We start from the raw sequence: 19,509 nt of genomic DNA on the forward strand, positions 1-19,509 counted from the left end.
CATCCATTGCTCATTATGAATTAAGTGGTGGTCAAATTGAAAATGTGGCACGTAAGTGTTTACTAGATGCCATATTAAATTTAAAAGAGATATGTGTTGAGGATTTGAAAAAATCATGTACTGATGAAATTCAGTTCAAAGAAGAGAAATGTTCATAACTAGGTTTTATTTAATACCACATTGTCTATAATCACACAAAAGGATAAGCCCATGCCACAGCTACTTTATACTATTGAGGAATACATAGCCAAACACCGTAAAAAAGACTCTATTTGGATGGTGTTCAATACTCGTTACAATGAAATACACGCGCTACACCAGAAAATTTCTGATGAGGAAGCCTTTAGTTTTTATAACCGTCAATTCACAGATGAAATAGCGCGAGAAAACTTTTTAGAATATATGAAAACCAATTTTCCGCAAACAGCACTCTTAGAAGTATTTGATTTAGTAGGTATAGAATGGCTTCAATGGCCCTATCTTGGAAGCATTGCTATTGATACTGACATCGGTAGTGAGGTTTATAATGCACTTTGTGAGAAGTATGGCGATGCCTATAAAGACCCCATATCTACAAACCAAGCACTTTGGGTTATGGAATATAAAGACGCCAAAGTAATCCATGAAAAACGGTGTAAAGCCATTGATGAGGAATTTGGAGATGATGAATGATGTATTTCTTAAAGAATTTTAAATGAATAATATCATCGCACTTATTTTTGACTTTGATATAACCCTCTCACCAGAATTCCAGCAACAGGTCATTTTTGATCATTGGGGTGTTGATGCAGAGACGTTTTGGCGTGAATGTGGGGTATTGGGAAAGCAAGGATACGATCTAGAGCACTCTTATATGCGTAATATGATCGATTATGGTAGACGCGATAGTAAATACGCACTCACCAATGAAAAATTACGTGAATTTGGGCGTCAGGTGGAACTATATCAAGGGCTTAGCCGTAAAGATGGGTTCACCTCGGTTTTTGATGATCTTAAAACACTTCTTAACAAAAAAGAGTTCGCCGAACATAATATAGAGTTAGAGTGCTACTGTATCAGTGGTGGACTTAAACCGATGATAGAAGGCGCTTTTGAAGCACATGATCTTAATGGTTATTTTAAAGAAATATTTGCATGCGATTTTGATGAAGACGACACGGGAAAGCTCGGGTACATCAAAGAAACCGTTGGCCATACCATAAAAACTCAAAAGCTTTTTATGATAGCTAAGGGAGTTTCTCCTAAAAATGGCGATCATCCTTCACTTGTAAATGAAGTGATCCATCACTACCGAGTACCATTTGAGAACATGATCTTTTTGGGAGATGGACAAACGGATATTCCCGCCTTTTCCTTGGTCAATAAAAATGGCGGTAAATCAATTGCCGTATATCGTGAAGAGAAAACTAGTGATGGCTCAATAGATGAAGAACACACCCTTGAAACTTATCTAAATGGCTATAAACTCGCCATCGAAGCCAATCGTGCAGAGCAATTATTGCCTGCTGATTATTCGTTTGGTAAACCGCTAAAAATGGCTTTGCTTGGGTATGTTGAGAGTGTGGCAAAAAATATTATGAATAAATCGAATAGTAAAATTTAAAGGATATATTTTTGGAATCCAACGAAATCATTAAAGTAAAAGATTTATTGAATAAAACTAATCTGCAAATACCAGAATATCAAAGGCCATATAAGTGGGATATTTATAATATCAATCAGCTTATAGATGATATTTTACGTTTTAATGACAAAGAAACATATAGACTTGGTACTATTGTTTTGCACAAAGAGAATGAAAAATTAAATATCGTTGATGGTCAACAACGAACTATATCGCTGTTACTAATTTACCATGCTCTTAAAGAAGTTAACCAAAGATATGTAGGCTCATTGACCATAAATTTTGATTGGAAATTTAAGAGTGATATTTCAAAGTTTAACATCCAAAATAACTACCAAGCTATCAAAAGGAGAGCTAATGAGTTTGATGAGAAAACAATCAAATTTATTTTTGAAAAATGTGAAATTGTTGTTATTACTCTTAATGATCTAACGGAAGCTTTTCAATTTTTTGATTCACAAAATGCAAGAGGTAAAGATTTAGACCCTCATGATTTACTGAAAGCGTATCATTTAAGAGAAATGGATGAAGTTGAGGAGAAAGAAAAAATAAAAATTATCAAAACGTGGGAAGATGTGAATCCTGAAGAGTTAACTAGGCTTTTTGAAGATAATCTTTTCCGTATACGCCAATGGAGCAAAACTCGTTCAGCTCGATTTTTTACTAAAAAAGACATTGGTGTATTCAAAGGATTTAACCTACATGATATGAATGAATACATGTATTCCAAAATACAAGTAATTGCTAATTCCTACATTAATCATTACAATCAAGAGTATATCCATCAAATCGATTCAAATACAATGAATTATCCATTTCAGATAGATCAAACGATTATCAATGGTAAACGCTTTTTTGAAATGGTTACTTACTATAAAAAGTTTAAAGAAAAAATGAAAGAGATTAAAAATGAGATTTTGATACTGCTGGATTCATACGAATCAAAAAGTAGAACAGGTGATAAATATGTTCGTATTCTTTTTGATTGCGCTTTAATGTATTACATTGACAGATTTGGAGAAGTCGAGCTCGACAAAGCGATTGAAAAATTCTTCATTTGGGCATATTCATTAAGATTAAAACAACACTCTGTCCAAATAGCTTCAATGGATAATTATGCCTTAGCCTATATAGAAAATATCAATATTTTTCAACACATAAGAGAAGCAATTAATCATAAAGAAATTATCAATTTACAATTAGAAATTGTAAGCCAAATAGTCGCAACTAAAGTTAAAGAAATAGTAGAAAAATTTGAGGAGTTGGGTTATGTCACAAAACAATAATATACCTAAAGTCTTTTCTATAGAAAAATTGTTTGAAAATGGAGACTACATTATTCCAGTATATCAGCGAAATTATGCGTGGGGTGAAAAAGAGATAAATCAGCTGATAGATGATATTTATGATTATTGCGAAGAAAATGAAAAAAACAATGATAAAAAAAACTATTATATTGGGACTCTGATAGTTTTTAAAAGAGATAAAGCATTTGAAGTGATTGATGGACAACAACGACTTACAACATTATTTATATTGATGAGTGTCTTAAATAAATTAAATGAATCATTTAGATTAAAATTTGAAAGTAGAGAAAGAGCAGAAAAAACGTTACAAGAGATTAGAAGACAAGAGTTTAAATTTGACAATTATTTGAAAGAAGAATTAAATATAAACATTTTAAATGCCTATGTGCTTATTCAAAAAAGATTCAAAAAATTAAATGAAAAATTTATTGATTATTTTCTAGATAAAGTTCAAATATTAAGAATCGAAGTTCCAGAGGACACCGATTTGAATCATTATTTTGAAATTATGAATAATAGAGGTGAACAGCTAGAAAAGCATGAAATTTTGAAATCACGGATGCTTGCAAAATTAAAAGATGACAAACAAGCAACAAGTATGTTCAATACAATTTGGGAAGCTTGTACTAACATGGAACGATATGTTCAGTATGGTTTTTCACATGAACAACGAAAAAATATTTTTGGTAATAATTGGAACGAATTTCAAAAGAAAAGTTTTGATGATCTGCTCAATCAATCAGATCAAATTCAAATGAGCGAAAATGCAAGTACTATAGCGGAACTTATCGGAATTAATGCAAAGAAAATGTCGTCACCTGAACTTGTAAAAGATGATGATAATCCTGAAAGATTTAATGCGGTTATCAATTTTTCAAACTTTTTGTTGCATGTGTTAAGAATTCAAACAAATGAGGATATCCCTCTTGATGATAAGAGATTGCTAGAAACATTTAATGGCAAATATGAGTCAATGGAAGATGTTAAATGTTTTGGATTTAACCTTCTAAAAATGAAGTTTTTATTCGATAACTATATCATTAAAAGAGAATATACAGCTAAAGGCGATGAATGGAGCTTGAAACAATTAATCAAAAATGATCATCCAAGTAAAAATAATTCTGCTTATTATAAAAATAGATTTAATGATGAAAGACAAAACAAAAACATCTTAATTCTTTTATCAATGTTTCATGTCTCAGCACCTACTCTAATATACAAACATTGGTTGAATGCTGCACTAAAATATTTATTTGAAAATAGCGAAATTCAAGATAGTTGTTATATTTCTTATTTAGAAAAAATAGCTAAAACTTACATGAAAGATAGATTTTTAAGTATATCTCCAACTGATTATTACGAAATTATCTATTGTCATAATGGCGAAAGTAAAAATAGTGCAATTGATTGGAATAACTTAAACCAAGGGACAGATGTTGAAAATTATATTTTCAATTATCTTGATTATTTACTATGGAAAAATGAAAATTTTAATCAATTTAAAGAGAATTTTTCATTTTCATTTCGCTCATCTGTTGAACACTATTATCCACAAAAGACAATGAAAAATATAGACAAATTAGATGGTCCGATATTAAATAGCTTTGGTAATTTATGCTTAGTAACAAGTAGTGAAAACTCTAGACTAAGTAATTTTACGCCTAAGGCAAAAAAAGAGTTTTATTCAAAGCAATCCAACAATAGCATAAAGCAACGAATTATGATGGAAAGTGAGAACTGGACTGAGTATGAAATAAAAAAACATCAATCTCAGATGATTGAATTATTAACTAATGAACTGTTGTAATGTAGAGGCGGAGATCAATGATTAAATTCTTGCAAACCCTTTTTATCGCCCGATCCAACGATTCAGCTGACAAGTACCTCTCTAAGCATTCAGGGGCTATAAAAGTCATGACATTGGCTTCACTCCTCTCTTCAGAAGAATTAACACGATCAGTAGCTATGGATGCATTTATAGCAAAGATAATACTTCATCATGCTATTCAAACCCTGAAATTAGATCACTTTGATTATCTATGTAATGCCGAAGCATCAGTCAATGAAGTATATACACATATCCTTGCGTGTAAACGAAACTGTATAGGGCTTGATGTCTTTGAGTATGAGACACAAAAACATATTGAGTTACAACAGATCTGGAATGCATACGAAGAACTAAAAAACAGTTTTGGTCTTAAAGATAGTGCAGATGTTATGATGGAAGCGGTTGAGGCACTGCAACATACAAAGTATTTTACGCAATTTTCAAGCGTGGTGTTAGATGTATTTGAGGAGGAGGGGATTCGATTTTACGCTAATACCTTAGAACACAAAGCACTTGAGATCATTAGGGCTATATCTCATGTGGAAGTTTTAACACCACAAATATCGGATTTAAAATCTATCGAAACATATACCTCTCAGCAGTCATATTTTGATGAGGCACTGTTTGCTATCAAAGCTGCTCGAAAATTGATGGTAGATGGGGTGCAGGATGGTGACATCGCTATTGTCACTGGCAATCTGTTACGCTATCGTCGTATCTTAGAAAGTAATGCTTTTGAATATGGTATGAAGCTTCGCTTTAGCTCAGGAATACCGATACTACAAAGTTCTCTTTTTGCCAAATTTTTAAAGGCTAAGACCTTTGACAAATTTAAAGAAGACGTATCATTCAGAATTACCCAAGATTATCAGCGAGGGTTGATTGATGAGAGTAAATTAGAAGAGGTTAAACTTCATTTTACTCAAATTAAATCACTACATTACCGAACATTAACCATCATTGAAACAGCTAAAAAACTGTTTGATGAGGTACTTGAATATAAAAAAATCATCCTCTCTCTTGCAGAAGAGGCTTTTATTCCACCGTTGAAAGATCAAGAAGGCATTTGGGTCAGTGAACCAAACCAAATACCAAATCACCGTTTTAGGCACATCATTTTTATTGGAACCGATCTTTCGCAATTTCCTCCAAAGATGAGAAGTAATTTCTTAGCAACGCCAGAGCAAAGAGAGCGCTATCTTGGGGTAGATAATGCATACCGCCTTAGTCAATACTACTTTTCTCAAATGCTTAAAAATAGTGAATCACTGCATGTATGCACTGCAATGCAGGAGGGTAAGAAGAAACTATTTATCTCTCCGGTCATCACTAATCTTCCTCACAAATCTTTTACAGACTATGAGTGTGCTTCAGTGCGTGAAGTACTACATGCAAAGTGTCGTTATAAACAAGATGAGTTATTTGAAACATATGTTGAAGCAGCATTATCTCCAGCACGTACTCTTTATGATGGTTTGAGTCAAGATTTTACGTATAAAAGTGGTGTACTATCAGCGTCGAGTTTAAATGAATATGCTAAATGTCCCCTTCGTTATCAGCTTACGTTTCACTACAAGGCTGAAGCCTTAGCCGTCGAAAGAGATGATGATGAGCTTGAAGCAAGCGATATTGGAACTATTTTTCATTCAATAGCAGAACAGTTTGCCCAGGATGTTAAAGCGAATACAATAGCATTAGGCGCATTACCAACTTATAATATCAAAGAACATCTTCACGCAATAGCAACACGTAAACATCAAGAGTATATTCAACAAAAGATTATTGATGAGGGGAAAATACCGACAGTATTTCATGAAATTGTTCTGCATGATTTGACGAAAGGGTTATTTGAAGAGCACCATGAGAAGGGCTTACTGGTACGTTTTTTAGAGTATGTGTATCAAAATGGTAGGCTTGAAGATTTTGAACAAAGTGAACATCGTTTTATGCTTGATAGTGATTTTTGTATTACAACAGAGAAAGACAAAGCGATTATTAAGGGCTTTATCGATCGAATTGATCGCAATCACACCCATCAAACCGTAACGATCATTGACTATAAAACGGGCAAATATGCTAAAGAAAAAGAGATGAAACTCATTGAAGGGATGAATAACTATCAACAATTTCAACTGCCTCTTTATCTTCTTTATGCATCCCAAGCATACGATGATTACACTATAAATTCGCATCTTTTATCGATGCGTTGTGAACAAGGAACGAAAGAGTATGCACACATTAGTACCTCTGCTGAGAATGGGCTTTGTTTTGATGAAGCATATGAACAAGGACTCAAAGAGAAAATATACTCATTTAAACAAGCCATCGAGTCAGGTGAGTTTGCAATGACCCCATCAGAAGAGAATTGTAGTTATTGTCCATATGAAAAAATTTGTCACAAAGAGATACTTGTTCATAAAGTATTAGAAGATGCAATGAGTGGAGATGACAATGAGTAATAAATTTGATATCTTTAACCATGTCTCCATCAGTGCCGGTGCAGGATCAGGAAAAACGTATACACTTTCAAGACGCTACATTAACATCCTCGTAGGATTCAATCTTTTTTTTGAAGGAACGGATAATAGGCCTTCATTTGAAACCTTAAAACCTTCGCGTCCAAGTGAGATTGTTACGATCACCTATACCGAAGCGGGTGCGTTGGAGATGAAAAGCCGTATATACGCCTTAATTCAAAATGTCATTGCTTATACGGATGGGAATCTTGATGCTACGCATAATGATTATGCATCAATTAACGATGCTTTTAAAGCACTACCCCAAGATCCATGTTGGGTCAATCACATACGTCTTGTTCTTATAAACTCTCTTTCTGAGCTGTCATCTGCTACGATCAGCACGATTCACTCGTATTGTCTTGATTTAATTGAACAGTATGGTGATTATCTCAAACTGGATGCAAAACCAAAAATTGTCAAAGACGATGAAAAAATGGTTGCTTATACGGATGCTTATCGCAATGTACTCAATAGCGAAGATCAAATCGTAAAAGAGATCAATCAAACCATCTCTTTATATCAATTATCTAAAATTGCTCAAAAATACAGCTTTAATGCACAATTTCGAGAAGCCTTTAATGCATATGCGATTCTATGTGATGATAACAATTTTTCCTTGAGAGATACGTGGATGGCAACGCTACTCCCCGCGTATCAAGAGCGTATTGAAAAGGGGTTATATGCATTACAAGCACTCAAAGAGCAAGATTCGTTAAAGAGTGATTTATGTGATGCCATACGCGTGAATTTAGAAAGTGTTTTAAAAGGTAAGGGTGAATGGATAGAATATACTGGGCAATTAAGAAAAAATAAGCAGATCGATTTTGAGACATTTGAAGCGGTTAAAGCATTGCGAGACAGTGTCAATAATTTGCGTTGGAGTATAGTCGATCCTGCTGCAGAGCAGCATTATTTACATACGCTAAAAGCGATTCACGCATTGTTTATAAAAGTATATGAGCGATTCCGAAAAATTCTTAGCGAGGATGGTTATACAGATTTTGAGACAATTTTACAACAAGCAAATACTTTATTAGAGCAAGATATTACAATTCTTACACGTTATTTTATGGTGGATGAATTTCAAGATACGAATGGTTATCAATGGGGAATTATCACAAAAGCAGCTTCGAAAAATGATGCAAATCTATTTATCGTCGGAGATGAAAAACAATCAATCTTTTCATTCCAAGGTGCTGATGTTTCCGTTTTTGCTAAAGCGAGCCAATCTCTAGGTCTAGCAACACCAATTTCAATGGAAGTAAATCGTCGAAGTGATCGTGCTATCATCTCTCTTGTCAATGATGTTTTTGCATCTGCGATGATCGAAAAAGGAATGACTACTTTCAAACGAATTGAATGCTGTAATGATGAGAAGCTGAATCGCAGTATTGATCTATTTAACCACTATGCCCAATTTACACCTATCAAAGTAGATTTTGAAGCTAAATATGATCCCCTTAGTGTACCAGCAAATAAGGAAGAGGGCACTTTGTCAATATTAGCGACACCTGTTGATCATACATTGCCTGATTGTGCAGAAGAATGCTCAGAAAGTATTCAAGAGCTCCGCCACATTGCTTCATTTATTAATTCCATTATTCAAGGAGAGCATCCTCAGTATAGTGATGTTATGAACGCGTACAAACGTGGCGAAAAAGCAATAGCCATTTTATTTGATTCACGCAAATTTATGTTGCCTTTGAAACAGTGTTTATTAGAACTTGGCATCCGAGCAAAAGTCAATGATAGTGGAAATTTCTTTGCTACCAAAGAGGTTAATGATATATTTATTGTGCTCAAGCTGCTTTCACTGATGGATACATTGCGTTGGGAAAAGATTTCTGCGAAAATAAAATATGTTATTGTTGGAGCCTTACGATCAAATATCCTGCGATACAATGCTGATCAAATCGAATCTTTTATGCGTACTCAAACATTACCGGCCATACTTCAAAAGTGGCAACAACTCTCATTATATTGTCCCATTTATGAATTGATAGAACGTGTGGTTAAAGAGAGTCAATTACTTCATTTTTATCGTCATATTGCTGGGTATGAACAGCGAGAAGCAAATATTGAGCAACTTATGGACATGGCGTATGACTACTCTTTAAACAAAGGATCAGATCTTAAGGGCTTTGTAGATGAACTCGAAACATTCATTTATAATGAGGATGTGAGCGAAGATGAAGCGTTTGTGATAGAAGAGGGCGTTGGCTCTGTTGAAATTTTAACGATGCATGGCTCTAAAGGCTTAGAATGGCCAATGGTCGTTGTTGGTAGTATGAATCGCTCTTTTTTAGGGATGTCTAAACAAGAAACACTCGTCTATGATCGATTTGATGGTAAAGAGATGATAGGGTTTAAAGTTGGTAATTATGAACCTTTAGTCTATAAATTTATCAAAGAACGTATTAACCAAAAGCATATTGCGGAACGTAAAAGGCTTTTGTATGTTGCTATGACACGTCCAGAGCATCATTTAGTACTTTCAACAGCAATCAATTACTATGGGAAAGAGCCTAAACTATGCCGTAACTGTGGAGATAATAACTACTTTACACTTGTCAATAATGCATTAGGTATTAACTATACAGAACTGTATGAAGGAACTCTCCAAGAGGTGAATAACATAAAGGTGTTTTATCCATCGCCATGGAGAGGTAATAATGTTATTTTACCAACGATTGAAGCCATTGATCCTATTTTAATTCAAAGACAATCCTTTACACCTGTTTCAGTCATTCGGCCAAGTGGAAAAATAGACCCACTTGCGTTCTTAAAAGATGATGTTTTCGATACTGCAAGTGCAGGTACAATTGTTCATAAAATTCTTGAAAAACATTGGCACGAGCTGGAAAGAGATGATATCTTCGAAAATTATTTTACCGCATATGCTGTACCTGAGAGCTTCAAACACAACATCATTCAAATGTCTCGCAATTTTTTAAGCACAACGCATTATAAAAAATTAAAAGAGGGTGCTGAAGCGTATTTTGAATATGATTTTTCAATAAACCATAAAGGGCAGCAAATCCAAGGTTGTATCGATCTCTTTTACTTTGACAAAGAAGCAAATGGATGGGTCATCGTAGATTTTAAAACGACATTGCTCAAAGGGAAAGATCCACAAACCGTTATACAAGAAAATGAATATGATGTACAGTTAGAACTTTATCACGTTTTTATTTCCACCGTAGTTGGTGCTGAAAATGTCATTTCAAAAGATATATGTTGGTTGAACTTTTCTTAAAAATTTAGTTTATTTATTAAATTATGTAAGAGGCTACATTTTATAGCTAAAGATTTATTTGATATTGTATTAAATGTCAGGCAAAGGACAATTTTAGGAATAATGAATTCATTTAAATCCCTATATGAAGGGATTAACTTAAAAGAAACCTGCCTATTTCAACACTTCACCCGACAATAGAGAACTATTCCAATTCAAATATACTCTTTTGTCCTTCGAAAACCTCCAAACAATCATATTTTTTATAATTTATTTTTTCATTGAGAAAGTAAACTAAAGCTCGTTCTTTTTGATTATCTTCTTGCAAAATATCAATTTCACAACGTGTATAATGTTCAGGATAGCCTTCTAGCTCATCAATCTTTAATAGCGTTGGATAATCAATTTGATATAACTCTCCTTGAACCTGTAAGCCTTTTTTGGGTTTATTGATTAAATAGGGAAAAGCTTTATGTTTTAAAATCATAGGATATGAAAGTGCTGTTTTGGCAGTACCTAACAATGTAGCAGTTTCAAGATAGTGATGATTTCCAAACCCTTGTTTTAAAGTTCCATAGACAAATAAGTTAAATTTTAAAGATTTGCTACTTGGTAAAAAAAGAACCATCGAATCTTTTAATAACCTCTCCATTGTGAGATTGCCCTGTATGATGTGCAGTAAATCTATAGGTACATTAGCACTAAAACATGTTTGCATACCACGGGATGAACGTTTTTCAAGAATCTCTTGTAGTGTTAATGGATCTTGCCATGCGTGTATATTTAGTAAGAAAAGAACGGGTGTCTCGGTTAGAAGTAATAAGTCTATTGTAGGATTATGGAGTTCTTTTAAAGTATCATAGAGCATAAAATTTCTGTTTTGTTTTAAAAGCGTATAATGCATTTTCTCTAAAATTGAAGGGAACATAAGGTCGTCTGGGAGAACAAAATAAACCTGCTTATATGTAAAATAATTAGAGCAAAACATCGTTGCTGCCTTATAAGGCATCTCTAGTTCTTGGTGCCAAACGTAGGGCTGAAATGTTGTCATGTGTCCACCTTTTTTTATTGTTTTCGCATGAGAATTATAAAAAGTTAAATGGACAAAAATTTGTCTTACTCTGACCGTATAATGTAATCCATATATCTTTTTATTAAAGTGGAATTTCAAATGCCTCATATAAAAACTTACATCTATTTTTTCACCTTACACTATCTTGATAGTAATGCAGTAATTTTTACTATGTTTTTTATAAAAAGTATTATAATTTTAAAAATTTTTAGAAGTCATGGTCCGCGATTCTGCAAGTGTAAAAGACATTATCATAACTTCTATAATAGTATTAAATCCTAGTGAATATATTTTATATAAACTTGGGGAAAAGACTATCGATCAAGTATGCAACGCGAATTGAAGATGCATGTGAAGTTGAAATTGAAGAATTCTATGATATTTCTGGAAAGGGTGGCGCTAGATTTCAAGCTAATGCTGAAAATATTAATTTTGATATGAAAGTAGAAGAACAAAAAAATAACAGTCGTGTTCTTATCGAAAAAAACCAATGTTGGCCTTCTAAATGACTTTGAAAAAAAGGTATTAAAGAAGATATTGAGTGAATTTGCCAAATACTTATAGATCCTAAATAAAAAAGCTTAGAATATGGTATTTCAGCGTTTATAGCCAATCGCTATGATGATAGCTTAAAAAATACACTAAATATTATTGAGATGAAGATAAAATCTATTGTTCAAACTCATGGACTTCATTTTTTTAAATATGAACAATTAATTCAACACTCTAACAAAGAATGGAAAGCCTTGGCTATCATTTATGGTGCACAATCATGTATGTTGTGATTTAAGTCGTGAATTAACTGTTTATTTTAAATATTATTGTAACATCCTAAAAGAGGCTAATAAATTTATTTTCAATTACAAGGTCAAAAATGGATTATCAAAGAATTGCTAATTATAAATTAATGATTAATTCGCAGTTGCAAGATGGAATTGGCGTGAGAAATTTTAAAAAATTTTTTGAAATTTTTATAGAAAAATTTGCACAAAAAAGTACAAAATATTTTGATATTACAGATGACTTATTATACATATATCGTGAAAAGCAACTAAATACAGTAATTGCACCTATTTTGGATGAGATTGCAACAGCTTTCTTATGCGAATATCCTACTGAACGTAAATTTAGTAAAAAAGAATCTGATAAAAGCCATGGATGGATAGATTATTGGGTGAAGGATAATAGTACAATATATTTAATTGAACTTAAACATTCATACAATGGATTACAAAATGATGATGTTTTAAAATCAAGTGCTATTCATAATTGGAAAACAGCGGTAGATCAATTGATTCAAGTAAAAAACGATAAGAATTTTACATTGAACAATGAAAATGTTTTAAAAATTGCATTAATAGTTGTTGTGACAATAACTTCTTCGAAGAAAAAAATTGTTAATAATGAAGAAAAATGTGAAAAGATACAAGCGTTACTTGTCAAAGAACTTAACTTAAAAAATTCATTTATTGTTGCTAACTTAATTCCTTGTGATACAATGTGCAAACTATATAAATATGCTGATGGTGAATTTAGCTATCCATATATCCACATAGTAGCTCAAATTATTAAGTGATTTGCATAATAGAACGTATTGTAAATATCTATAGGTTGACCCTAAAATCTTATATAAAGAGCATAAGCTAAGAGTATTTTGTTTCTACTCCGCAAGCATAAGATTTATTTACTATTTTTCAGATGATACGCAATAGGAGAAATTTTCATACATGAAGAAGAGTGTTTTATAATCAAGCCTCGCTTTTCTGCAAACCGAAGATAAAGCATTAATCGAAGTTGTTGTGAAAATTTCTTTTTTTCAATCTGAAGGATTTTACAAAGCTTTTGTAGTGTAATAGGTGCACCATAACGAAAACATGCCCTATGTAGCATTAAGTATGTAAAGCTTTCAAGGATAGAAATATTCCACTCTTGTGCCAATAGATTAATACAAGAATATTTAACTACTGTATTGCGCTCCAAAAAGTAATGTTGCGTGGCTTTTTTGATCGTTCTTTTATCGAGTAAGAGTGCTTCACTAAAAATAGTCGAATGTTTCAACTAACACACCTTTTTTATAAACTTTTGAACGAAATTTCTCTCTTTATTATTTATAAACGACAACAACAATCATGTCCATTTCGCAAACTTCCGAAATATCACAGGTATTAGAGCTAAAAAACATATCAGCATCTTCATATGTAGCGTCAATAATTTGCTGCGTTATAGAACTAATTAATGGCAACATTGAAAAATCATTGTTATTATTACTCATAATCTTAAAATGAACCAATACTACTTTCTGTTTTTCTTTTAAATTATTCTCAAAACAAAATTCTTCTACTATTTGAACTATCATTGATGGATCGCTGTTTTGATTGATTTTTAAATGCGTTATATATAATTCTTTGCCTTCCTCTAATATGGTATTAATATCTTCATGGTCAAAACCAATTGATCTGTCAACACTTTATGATACACAGAAATAAATATGTCTAGGCACTCATATCGTTTTGTAACAGTTTATTTTCAAAATCCACTGGTGACAAATAACCATTACTAGAGTGCAACCTCTGTCTATTATAAAACACTTCGATATATTCAAATATAGCTTGATTTGCTTGGCTCCTTGTTTCAAATTTCATATGGTGCGTAAGTTCTGTTTTTAAAGAATGAAAGAAACTCTCGGCAACAGCATTATCATAACAATTTCCCTTAGCACTCATACTTTGGACGATGCCATATTCTTTAAGCATGGCTTTATGGGCATCGGAAGCATATTGACTGCCACGATCGGTATGCCAGATGACACCCTGCGGAGGATTGCGTTTTTTAAGCGCCATAAAAAGCGCATCGTTGACAAGTGTTGCACTCATATGTGCATCCATAGACCAACCAATAACTCTTCTTGAATATAAATCAATGACGACAGCTAAATAGAGCCATCCTTCTTGTGTCGGGATATAGGTTATATCACCTACATACATTTGATTAGGAACTGAGGCATAAAAATCTTGTTGAATTCGATTAGGGGCAATAGCATAGGTATGATTGGAGTTGGTGGTAAGAACTCTAAAACGACGTTTATTGCGACAACTTAGCCCAAGTTTTTTCATAATCCTTGCAATACGTCTACGAGAGACGATCAATCCATAGAGTTGTTCAAGTCTCTTTTTCATTCGGCGTGTGCCGTACGTTTGATAAGTGCTAAGAAAAATATCTTGAATCATGGTGTTTAATACCATATCTTCTTGCCTCTCTATTCGAAGCCATCGATAATAACAGTTACGAGAAACCTCTAATAAATGGCACATGTGCGCAATATTGAATTCATTACGATGCTCTTTAATCCAGGCGTACTTCAATGAGCTTCTTTCGCGAAGAACGCCGCTGCCTTTTTTAAAATATCTCTCTCTATCTTCAACTTTGAGTTCTCTTTACGCAGTCGTCGATTCTCCTCTTCAAGACTTTCTTTGGGTGAACTATTGGTAGTTCGGTTCGGTAATTCAGAAATTAAGTGATGCTTTTTCCTATAGTCTCGTAGCCACGCATACAGTGTTTTATCACTCATCCCTAAATCTTGTGCTATTTGATAGGCTGATTTTTCACTATTGAGGGCTAATTGTATTGTTGAGTTTTTAAACTCTTGAGTATATTTCTGAGCTTTGTTGACCATATTATCAATCCTTCCTTATTATGTAGAAATCTTATCATTTCTGTGTCCTAATAAGTGTAGCCAGATCAAATAGCCAATAGCCAATTACCGAAAATAGAATGTTTATAAATTATTTTTTTATGTTTTGCATTTTGAATTAATATTTTTTTCTTTCGCACATCTATTTTGTTAACGCTCGTCTTGTTGTCTTCCATGGATACTCTTTTATTAAATTTGACAAATTCTATCAATACAAATAGACAAATATATGTCCAGATTACTTTGTAACATGCGACTTATAGTTCAAGGAGTTTGCATGTCAAATAAGCAGTACAGCACAATAGCCCCATTTTATGATGATATAGCCATTGTTAGTGTTAATATTGCAGATCCGAAAAGTCCTGATAAACCACGTACTTTTTACGGAGCAATCAACAAAGAAGGTATTGAAGTCGTTCCACCTATCTATAATATTTTATGGTTATTTAATGAAAAAAAAGCGGGTGTTTGTAAAAATGATAAGTGGGGATTCATCGATGCTGATGGTAAGATAATTGCCGAATGCAAATACAATGAGATATGGCATTTTTCAAATGGCATGGCCCGTGTAAAAGTCAAAAGTAAATGGGGCTATATAAACGCTGAAGGAGAAGAAGTTATTTCTTCAAAATACGACACCGCTTTTGATTTTAAAAATGGCACTGCCATTGTAAAGCAAAATAATTACTATGGGTTAATTGATAAACAAGGCAATGTACTTCTGCCATTTGAATATGAAATGATTGAGCCAAGCATTAATGGAGTGAGAAAAGTAAAAAAAGATGGCAAATATTTATTGCTTCATTGTTGACAATCCCCCATCTAAGAGTAGGGATACGTTAAAATAGCCATTTATCCGTCCATAGTTAACACCATAATAGTATTTTTTATATACAAAAGTAGGTCATTTTTATAATAATCCAGTCTATTCATGTCAGACGAAGTACAAATTTAGCCATAGAAAATTCTTTTAAATGCCTAAAATAGAGCTTATCTTTAAAAATACCTGACCATTTTAGCACTTCGTCTGACACATAATCCATTATTCATTATTGCAGATGAACCAACAGGAAATTTAGATACATATTCAACAGAGGTTATTTGGAATCTTTTGCAAGGTATCAATAAAAATTTAGGTACTACAATTCTTCTTGCGACACATCAAGTTCCAAATTTATCGCAGCTTAGTTTTAAACATTACAATCTCCATGAGGGACAATGCAAGAATGCTTCTTACAGGACATGAATATGTCCATATAAAGTTTTAGAATTTCATTGTTCAAACATTACTCTTTAAAGGTTTATCATGACACATTTAACTCTCTTATCTTCTTTACCTGCTTCTGCATCTTTATTTTTTATTGGAGCAATAGAACAAAAACAAACTTTATTTGTAAAACATTTTTTAGATACTTATTTACCAAATATTCAATACGAACATATAGAAAATTTTAATACGTGGAATCATCATCTCACTAATGTAAGAGATGGTTTTTTTATCCCTGCACCCGAAGCTTCTTTAGCGTATCAATTGATTGTTCAACATATTGGAGACATTGGATCAATGGGTTTTGAAGGAGATTTTGTAGTGGGATATAACACTAAGGAGTACTTTATCAGTCTTCTTGATGCCATGCAGTCTTATGCTGCACAAAATGAGATACCACAGGCCTAAATAAATCTATAAAATAAAAAGGACACATGATGTTAAAAGATGTCATTAAATTAACTACAAGAATTTATAATGAAATACTCAATGAGTCTCATGTCCCATTATCCGCTATCTCTTTGTACGATTCTTATCGTAAGCTAGGAGAAGTGATAGAAAATACACATTTAGTTGCCAACCATTATTTAGCATTACGTTTTGATGAAGGTTTTTTGCAAAACTCCTCGTTTGGAGAGCCTATTGATAAATGGCACTATTTTTTCAATCAAGACTTAGAACGTCTTAATAGTGCTGTTAAAAGTCATTTAATTCAATTGCAAGGGTTAGGCATTCAAGACCCGCAAAATCCAGATGATAGAATTTTCATTCTTGATACGCTTTTTTATGTTAAAAGTTATTATGGTTTTGTTCGAAATCATTACAATGTAGGGTATTTAAACCGCAAAGGAACACACATTAGTTGCTATGTTTTAATTACCAAGTATGATCATCAAACAGTGTATGTTTCAGAAGGTAAAAACATTGATGTATCTACTTATGAAAAGCGTTGTGAACTCAAGGCATCATTGTTAGTCAAACTTGAGAAATTGCGCAGTTTACATCAAAGATTAGGTTTATATCTTAAAGAACATTACACGATCAATGATCTTATTCGGTAAAGAGGTGTTCATCATGATCCTTTTATTCGTGATACCAGTTTTATAAAAATAGAGATTATGAAAAGATTATTGTTTAAAGCTTAATACATTGAGTATTTTTAAAGGACAACTCTTATGATAATTAAACCACTGAGTTTTGATAGGCTAGAAGAATCAAATACTCTTAGAAATAGGGTATTTAAGTATCTTTCATTAGAGGAAAAACAAACACTAAATGCCAGTCTAGATGCTCAAAACTATTCTTCTATTTTGGCTAAATTAGCGTTAATGTCATTAGAATATTGGGTTGCAATCTATGAAAATAAGGTTGTCGGACTTATTGGTTTATATGAAGAGACATCAGACCATGAAGATTCCATTTGGCTTGGATGGTATTGTGTAGATGAAAAATATCGAGGTCTAACCATTGGTAAAAAACTGATTAGTTTTGCGATTGAAGAAGCCAAGAAAAAAAATAAATATTTTTTGAAACTCTATACAACCCTTCATGACGAATATGCGGTAGCAAGGGACTTATATGAAAAATTAGGTTTTTTCGTCACATTCCATAAAGGAAAAACACTTCATTATCATTTAAACTTAGGAAATAAAGATGCTCGCTAATACGTTTCGCACACTTTTAGGGCTTAGCATCGGTGACGCCTATGGCATACATTTTGAGTTTATGAGCCAAGAAGATATTGCAGATAATTATCTTGAGAAACCTCAAACAAGCCTTGGCGGTGGGCCATTTCAATTTTTACCCGGTGATTTTAGCGATGATACGGAAATGGCTCTTTTAACCCTTTACTCTTTAATGCAAAACGGGTGTGTGGATACCCAGCATATCAAAGCACTTTATACGTTATGGTCGTATCATGCTAAAGATATAGGTGTTCAGACACAAAGAGCATTGCAGCAAGGGATTATCGATCCTAAAGGCGAGGGTAATGGTGCCTTGATGAGGATTTTACCAAGCATTGTCTATATGCATGATGTATTACATTGGGATAACGAAAAGATTAAAACCTCTGTTCATGCAATTAGTAGTATCACGCATGATTCTCTCAATATTCATCGCATTAATAATTTCTTTGTTGACCTTATATTGAGAAAAAATATTCTACAGCATGCTCATGCTTCCCTTATAGTAGATTTGTTACGAGCCACTGGTAATAGCGGTTGGGTTATCAATACTGCACGCATTGTTTGGTTTAGATTGATGGAAAGGCATCTTAGCTTATTGGATGGGATGTGGAAGATAATATCTTATGGCGGTGATACCGATACCGCATGTGCCATTTACGGTGCTATCAAAGCGTATAAAGACCCTGAATCACTTCAATCTCTTCAACTGGATGTTCTTTTAAATCGCAAAAGTCAAAAGGTCTTGGAAACATTTTTACAAACACGTCTACATTACTACCAGCCAGACAATCAATTGTTTCCTACATTATTTGCAGGGCAATATCCTGGTTCAAAAAATGCGGCTTTGCATGCTATAAAACTCTATGACCTAGAAATGTTGAATATTGACTGTATAGTTTCCTTGATGGAAGTTTCAGAGAGTAAACGGTTTACTCCTTATCAGCAAACACTCATGCAACAAAATCCTACAATAGAATTTTTTAGCTATCCAATAGTTGATATGGGTATTCCAACACCAGAACAATTGAATATGATAATTCAACATATTCAAACATTGCTTATATCCAAAAAACGTGTTTATATTCATTGTTGGGGTGGGCATGGTAGAACAGGCGTGATTGTGGGAGCGTTATTAATCTATAATGGGTATACTCCTCAAAATGCATTAGTAAAAATCAAAGAAGAACGAATGAACACTCTCTTTGGGGAAGAACCTTCTCCGCAGACGGAAGAGCAAGTAAATTTTATCTATAAGATGTTACAATGAAATATTAAGAA

At 33.1% G+C, this 19,509-nt stretch carries 16 protein-coding genes; 12 read left to right on the forward strand and 4 right to left on the reverse strand.

From position 1 onward, the window contains the following. Nucleotides 1-210: 210 nt before the first annotated feature. From UCH001_RS05260 to UCH001_RS05285, 6 genes are read left to right on the forward strand one after another with little or no spacing between them, the layout of a single operon-like run. A complete protein-coding gene (locus UCH001_RS05260; protein ID WP_067175205.1) occupies nt 211-672 on the forward strand; it encodes a hypothetical protein in 462 nt (153 codons plus the stop codon). A 22-nt stretch (nt 673-694) separates the two neighbouring features. Next, the gene (locus tag UCH001_RS05265; protein WP_067175208.1) at nt 695-1,603 is read left to right on the forward strand and encodes an HAD family hydrolase; all 909 of its coding nucleotides are present in this window, start codon (nt 695-697) and stop codon (nt 1,601-1,603) included. An 11-nt stretch (nt 1,604-1,614) separates the two neighbouring features. After that, nucleotides 1,615-2,910: a DUF262 domain-containing protein gene (locus tag UCH001_RS05270; RefSeq protein ID WP_067175211.1), complete on the forward strand. Its 1,296-nt coding sequence runs from the start codon at nt 1,615-1,617 to the stop codon at nt 2,908-2,910. Continuing rightward, on the forward strand, nt 2,894-4,738 hold the full coding sequence (locus tag UCH001_RS05275) for a DUF262 domain-containing protein (RefSeq protein WP_067175215.1): 1,845 nt from the start codon (nt 2,894-2,896) through the stop codon (nt 4,736-4,738). The genes UCH001_RS05270 and UCH001_RS05275 overlap by 17 nt, the downstream gene beginning before the upstream one ends. Before the next feature lie 17 nt (nt 4,739-4,755). Further along, nucleotides 4,756-7,218: a PD-(D/E)XK nuclease family protein gene (locus tag UCH001_RS05280; protein ID WP_067175218.1), complete on the forward strand. Its 2,463-nt coding sequence runs from the start codon at nt 4,756-4,758 to the stop codon at nt 7,216-7,218. Beyond that, the gene (locus tag UCH001_RS05285; protein ID WP_158508935.1) at nt 7,211-10,534 is read left to right on the forward strand and encodes an exodeoxyribonuclease V subunit beta; all 3,324 of its coding nucleotides are present in this window, start codon (nt 7,211-7,213) and stop codon (nt 10,532-10,534) included. The genes UCH001_RS05280 and UCH001_RS05285 overlap by 8 nt, the downstream gene beginning before the upstream one ends. A 184-nt stretch (nt 10,535-10,718) precedes the next feature. Here the strand turns inward: UCH001_RS05285 and UCH001_RS05290 are convergent, their stop codons facing one another. Beyond that, nucleotides 10,719-11,564 carry a gamma-glutamylcyclotransferase gene (locus UCH001_RS05290; protein ID WP_067175224.1) on the reverse strand — a complete coding sequence of 282 codons (846 nt, stop codon included), beginning with the start codon at nt 11,562-11,564 and terminating at the stop codon, nt 10,719-10,721. A gap of 895 nt (nt 11,565-12,459) precedes the next feature. Here UCH001_RS05290 and UCH001_RS05300 point away from each other — a divergent pair. Further along, a complete protein-coding gene (locus UCH001_RS05300) occupies nt 12,460-13,161 on the forward strand; it encodes a hypothetical protein (protein ID WP_067175232.1) in 702 nt (233 codons plus the stop codon). Nucleotides 13,162-13,265: 104 nt separating this feature from the next. Here UCH001_RS05300 and UCH001_RS05305 read toward each other — a convergent pair whose 3' ends face one another. From UCH001_RS05305 to UCH001_RS05315, 3 genes are all read right to left on the reverse strand, one after another. Beyond that, complete coding sequence (locus UCH001_RS05305; protein WP_067175235.1) at nt 13,266-13,643, reverse strand: hypothetical protein; 378 nt, start codon at nt 13,641-13,643, stop codon at nt 13,266-13,268. 46 nt (nt 13,644-13,689) lie between these two features. Continuing rightward, entirely contained in the window at nt 13,690-13,941 is a 252-nt protein-coding gene (locus tag UCH001_RS05310; protein WP_067175238.1) for a hypothetical protein, read from the reverse strand. Nucleotides 13,942-14,077: 136 nt separating this feature from the next. Further along, nucleotides 14,078-15,258 (reverse strand): IS3 family transposase gene (locus UCH001_RS05315; RefSeq protein WP_145973094.1). Its coding sequence is split into 2 segments (ribosomal slippage): nt 14,078-14,970 and nt 14,970-15,258, totalling 1,182 coding nucleotides; the frame shifts between segments, so codons are not numbered across the junction. A gap of 295 nt (nt 15,259-15,553) precedes the next feature. On the opposite strand from UCH001_RS05315, the gene UCH001_RS05325 reads away from it, so the two are divergent. The 5 genes from UCH001_RS05325 (at nt 15,554) to UCH001_RS05345 (ending at nt 19,498) form a co-directional block, all read left to right on the forward strand. Continuing rightward, complete coding sequence (locus UCH001_RS05325; RefSeq protein ID WP_067175241.1) at nt 15,554-16,087, forward strand: WG repeat-containing protein; 534 nt, start codon at nt 15,554-15,556, stop codon at nt 16,085-16,087. A 495-nt stretch (nt 16,088-16,582) separates the two neighbouring features. Further along, complete coding sequence (locus UCH001_RS05330) at nt 16,583-16,951, forward strand: hypothetical protein (protein ID WP_067175244.1); 369 nt, start codon at nt 16,583-16,585, stop codon at nt 16,949-16,951. Nucleotides 16,952-16,980: 29 nt separating this feature from the next. Continuing rightward, nucleotides 16,981-17,604 carry a hypothetical protein gene (locus UCH001_RS05335; protein ID WP_067175247.1) on the forward strand — a complete coding sequence of 208 codons (624 nt, stop codon included), beginning with the start codon at nt 16,981-16,983 and terminating at the stop codon, nt 17,602-17,604. A 114-nt stretch (nt 17,605-17,718) separates the two neighbouring features. Further along, nucleotides 17,719-18,207 carry a GNAT family N-acetyltransferase gene (locus tag UCH001_RS05340; RefSeq protein WP_067175251.1) on the forward strand — a complete coding sequence of 163 codons (489 nt, stop codon included), beginning with the start codon at nt 17,719-17,721 and terminating at the stop codon, nt 18,205-18,207. Further along, nucleotides 18,197-19,498 carry an ADP-ribosylglycohydrolase family protein gene (locus UCH001_RS05345; protein WP_067175254.1) on the forward strand — a complete coding sequence of 434 codons (1,302 nt, stop codon included), beginning with the start codon at nt 18,197-18,199 and terminating at the stop codon, nt 19,496-19,498. The genes UCH001_RS05340 and UCH001_RS05345 overlap by 11 nt, the downstream gene beginning before the upstream one ends. The last annotated feature ends 11 nt before the right edge of the window (nt 19,499-19,509 follow it).

It is taken from the genome of Sulfurospirillum sp. UCH001 (assembly GCF_001548035.1).
Taxonomy (GTDB): domain Bacteria; phylum Campylobacterota; class Campylobacteria; order Campylobacterales; family Sulfurospirillaceae; genus Sulfurospirillum.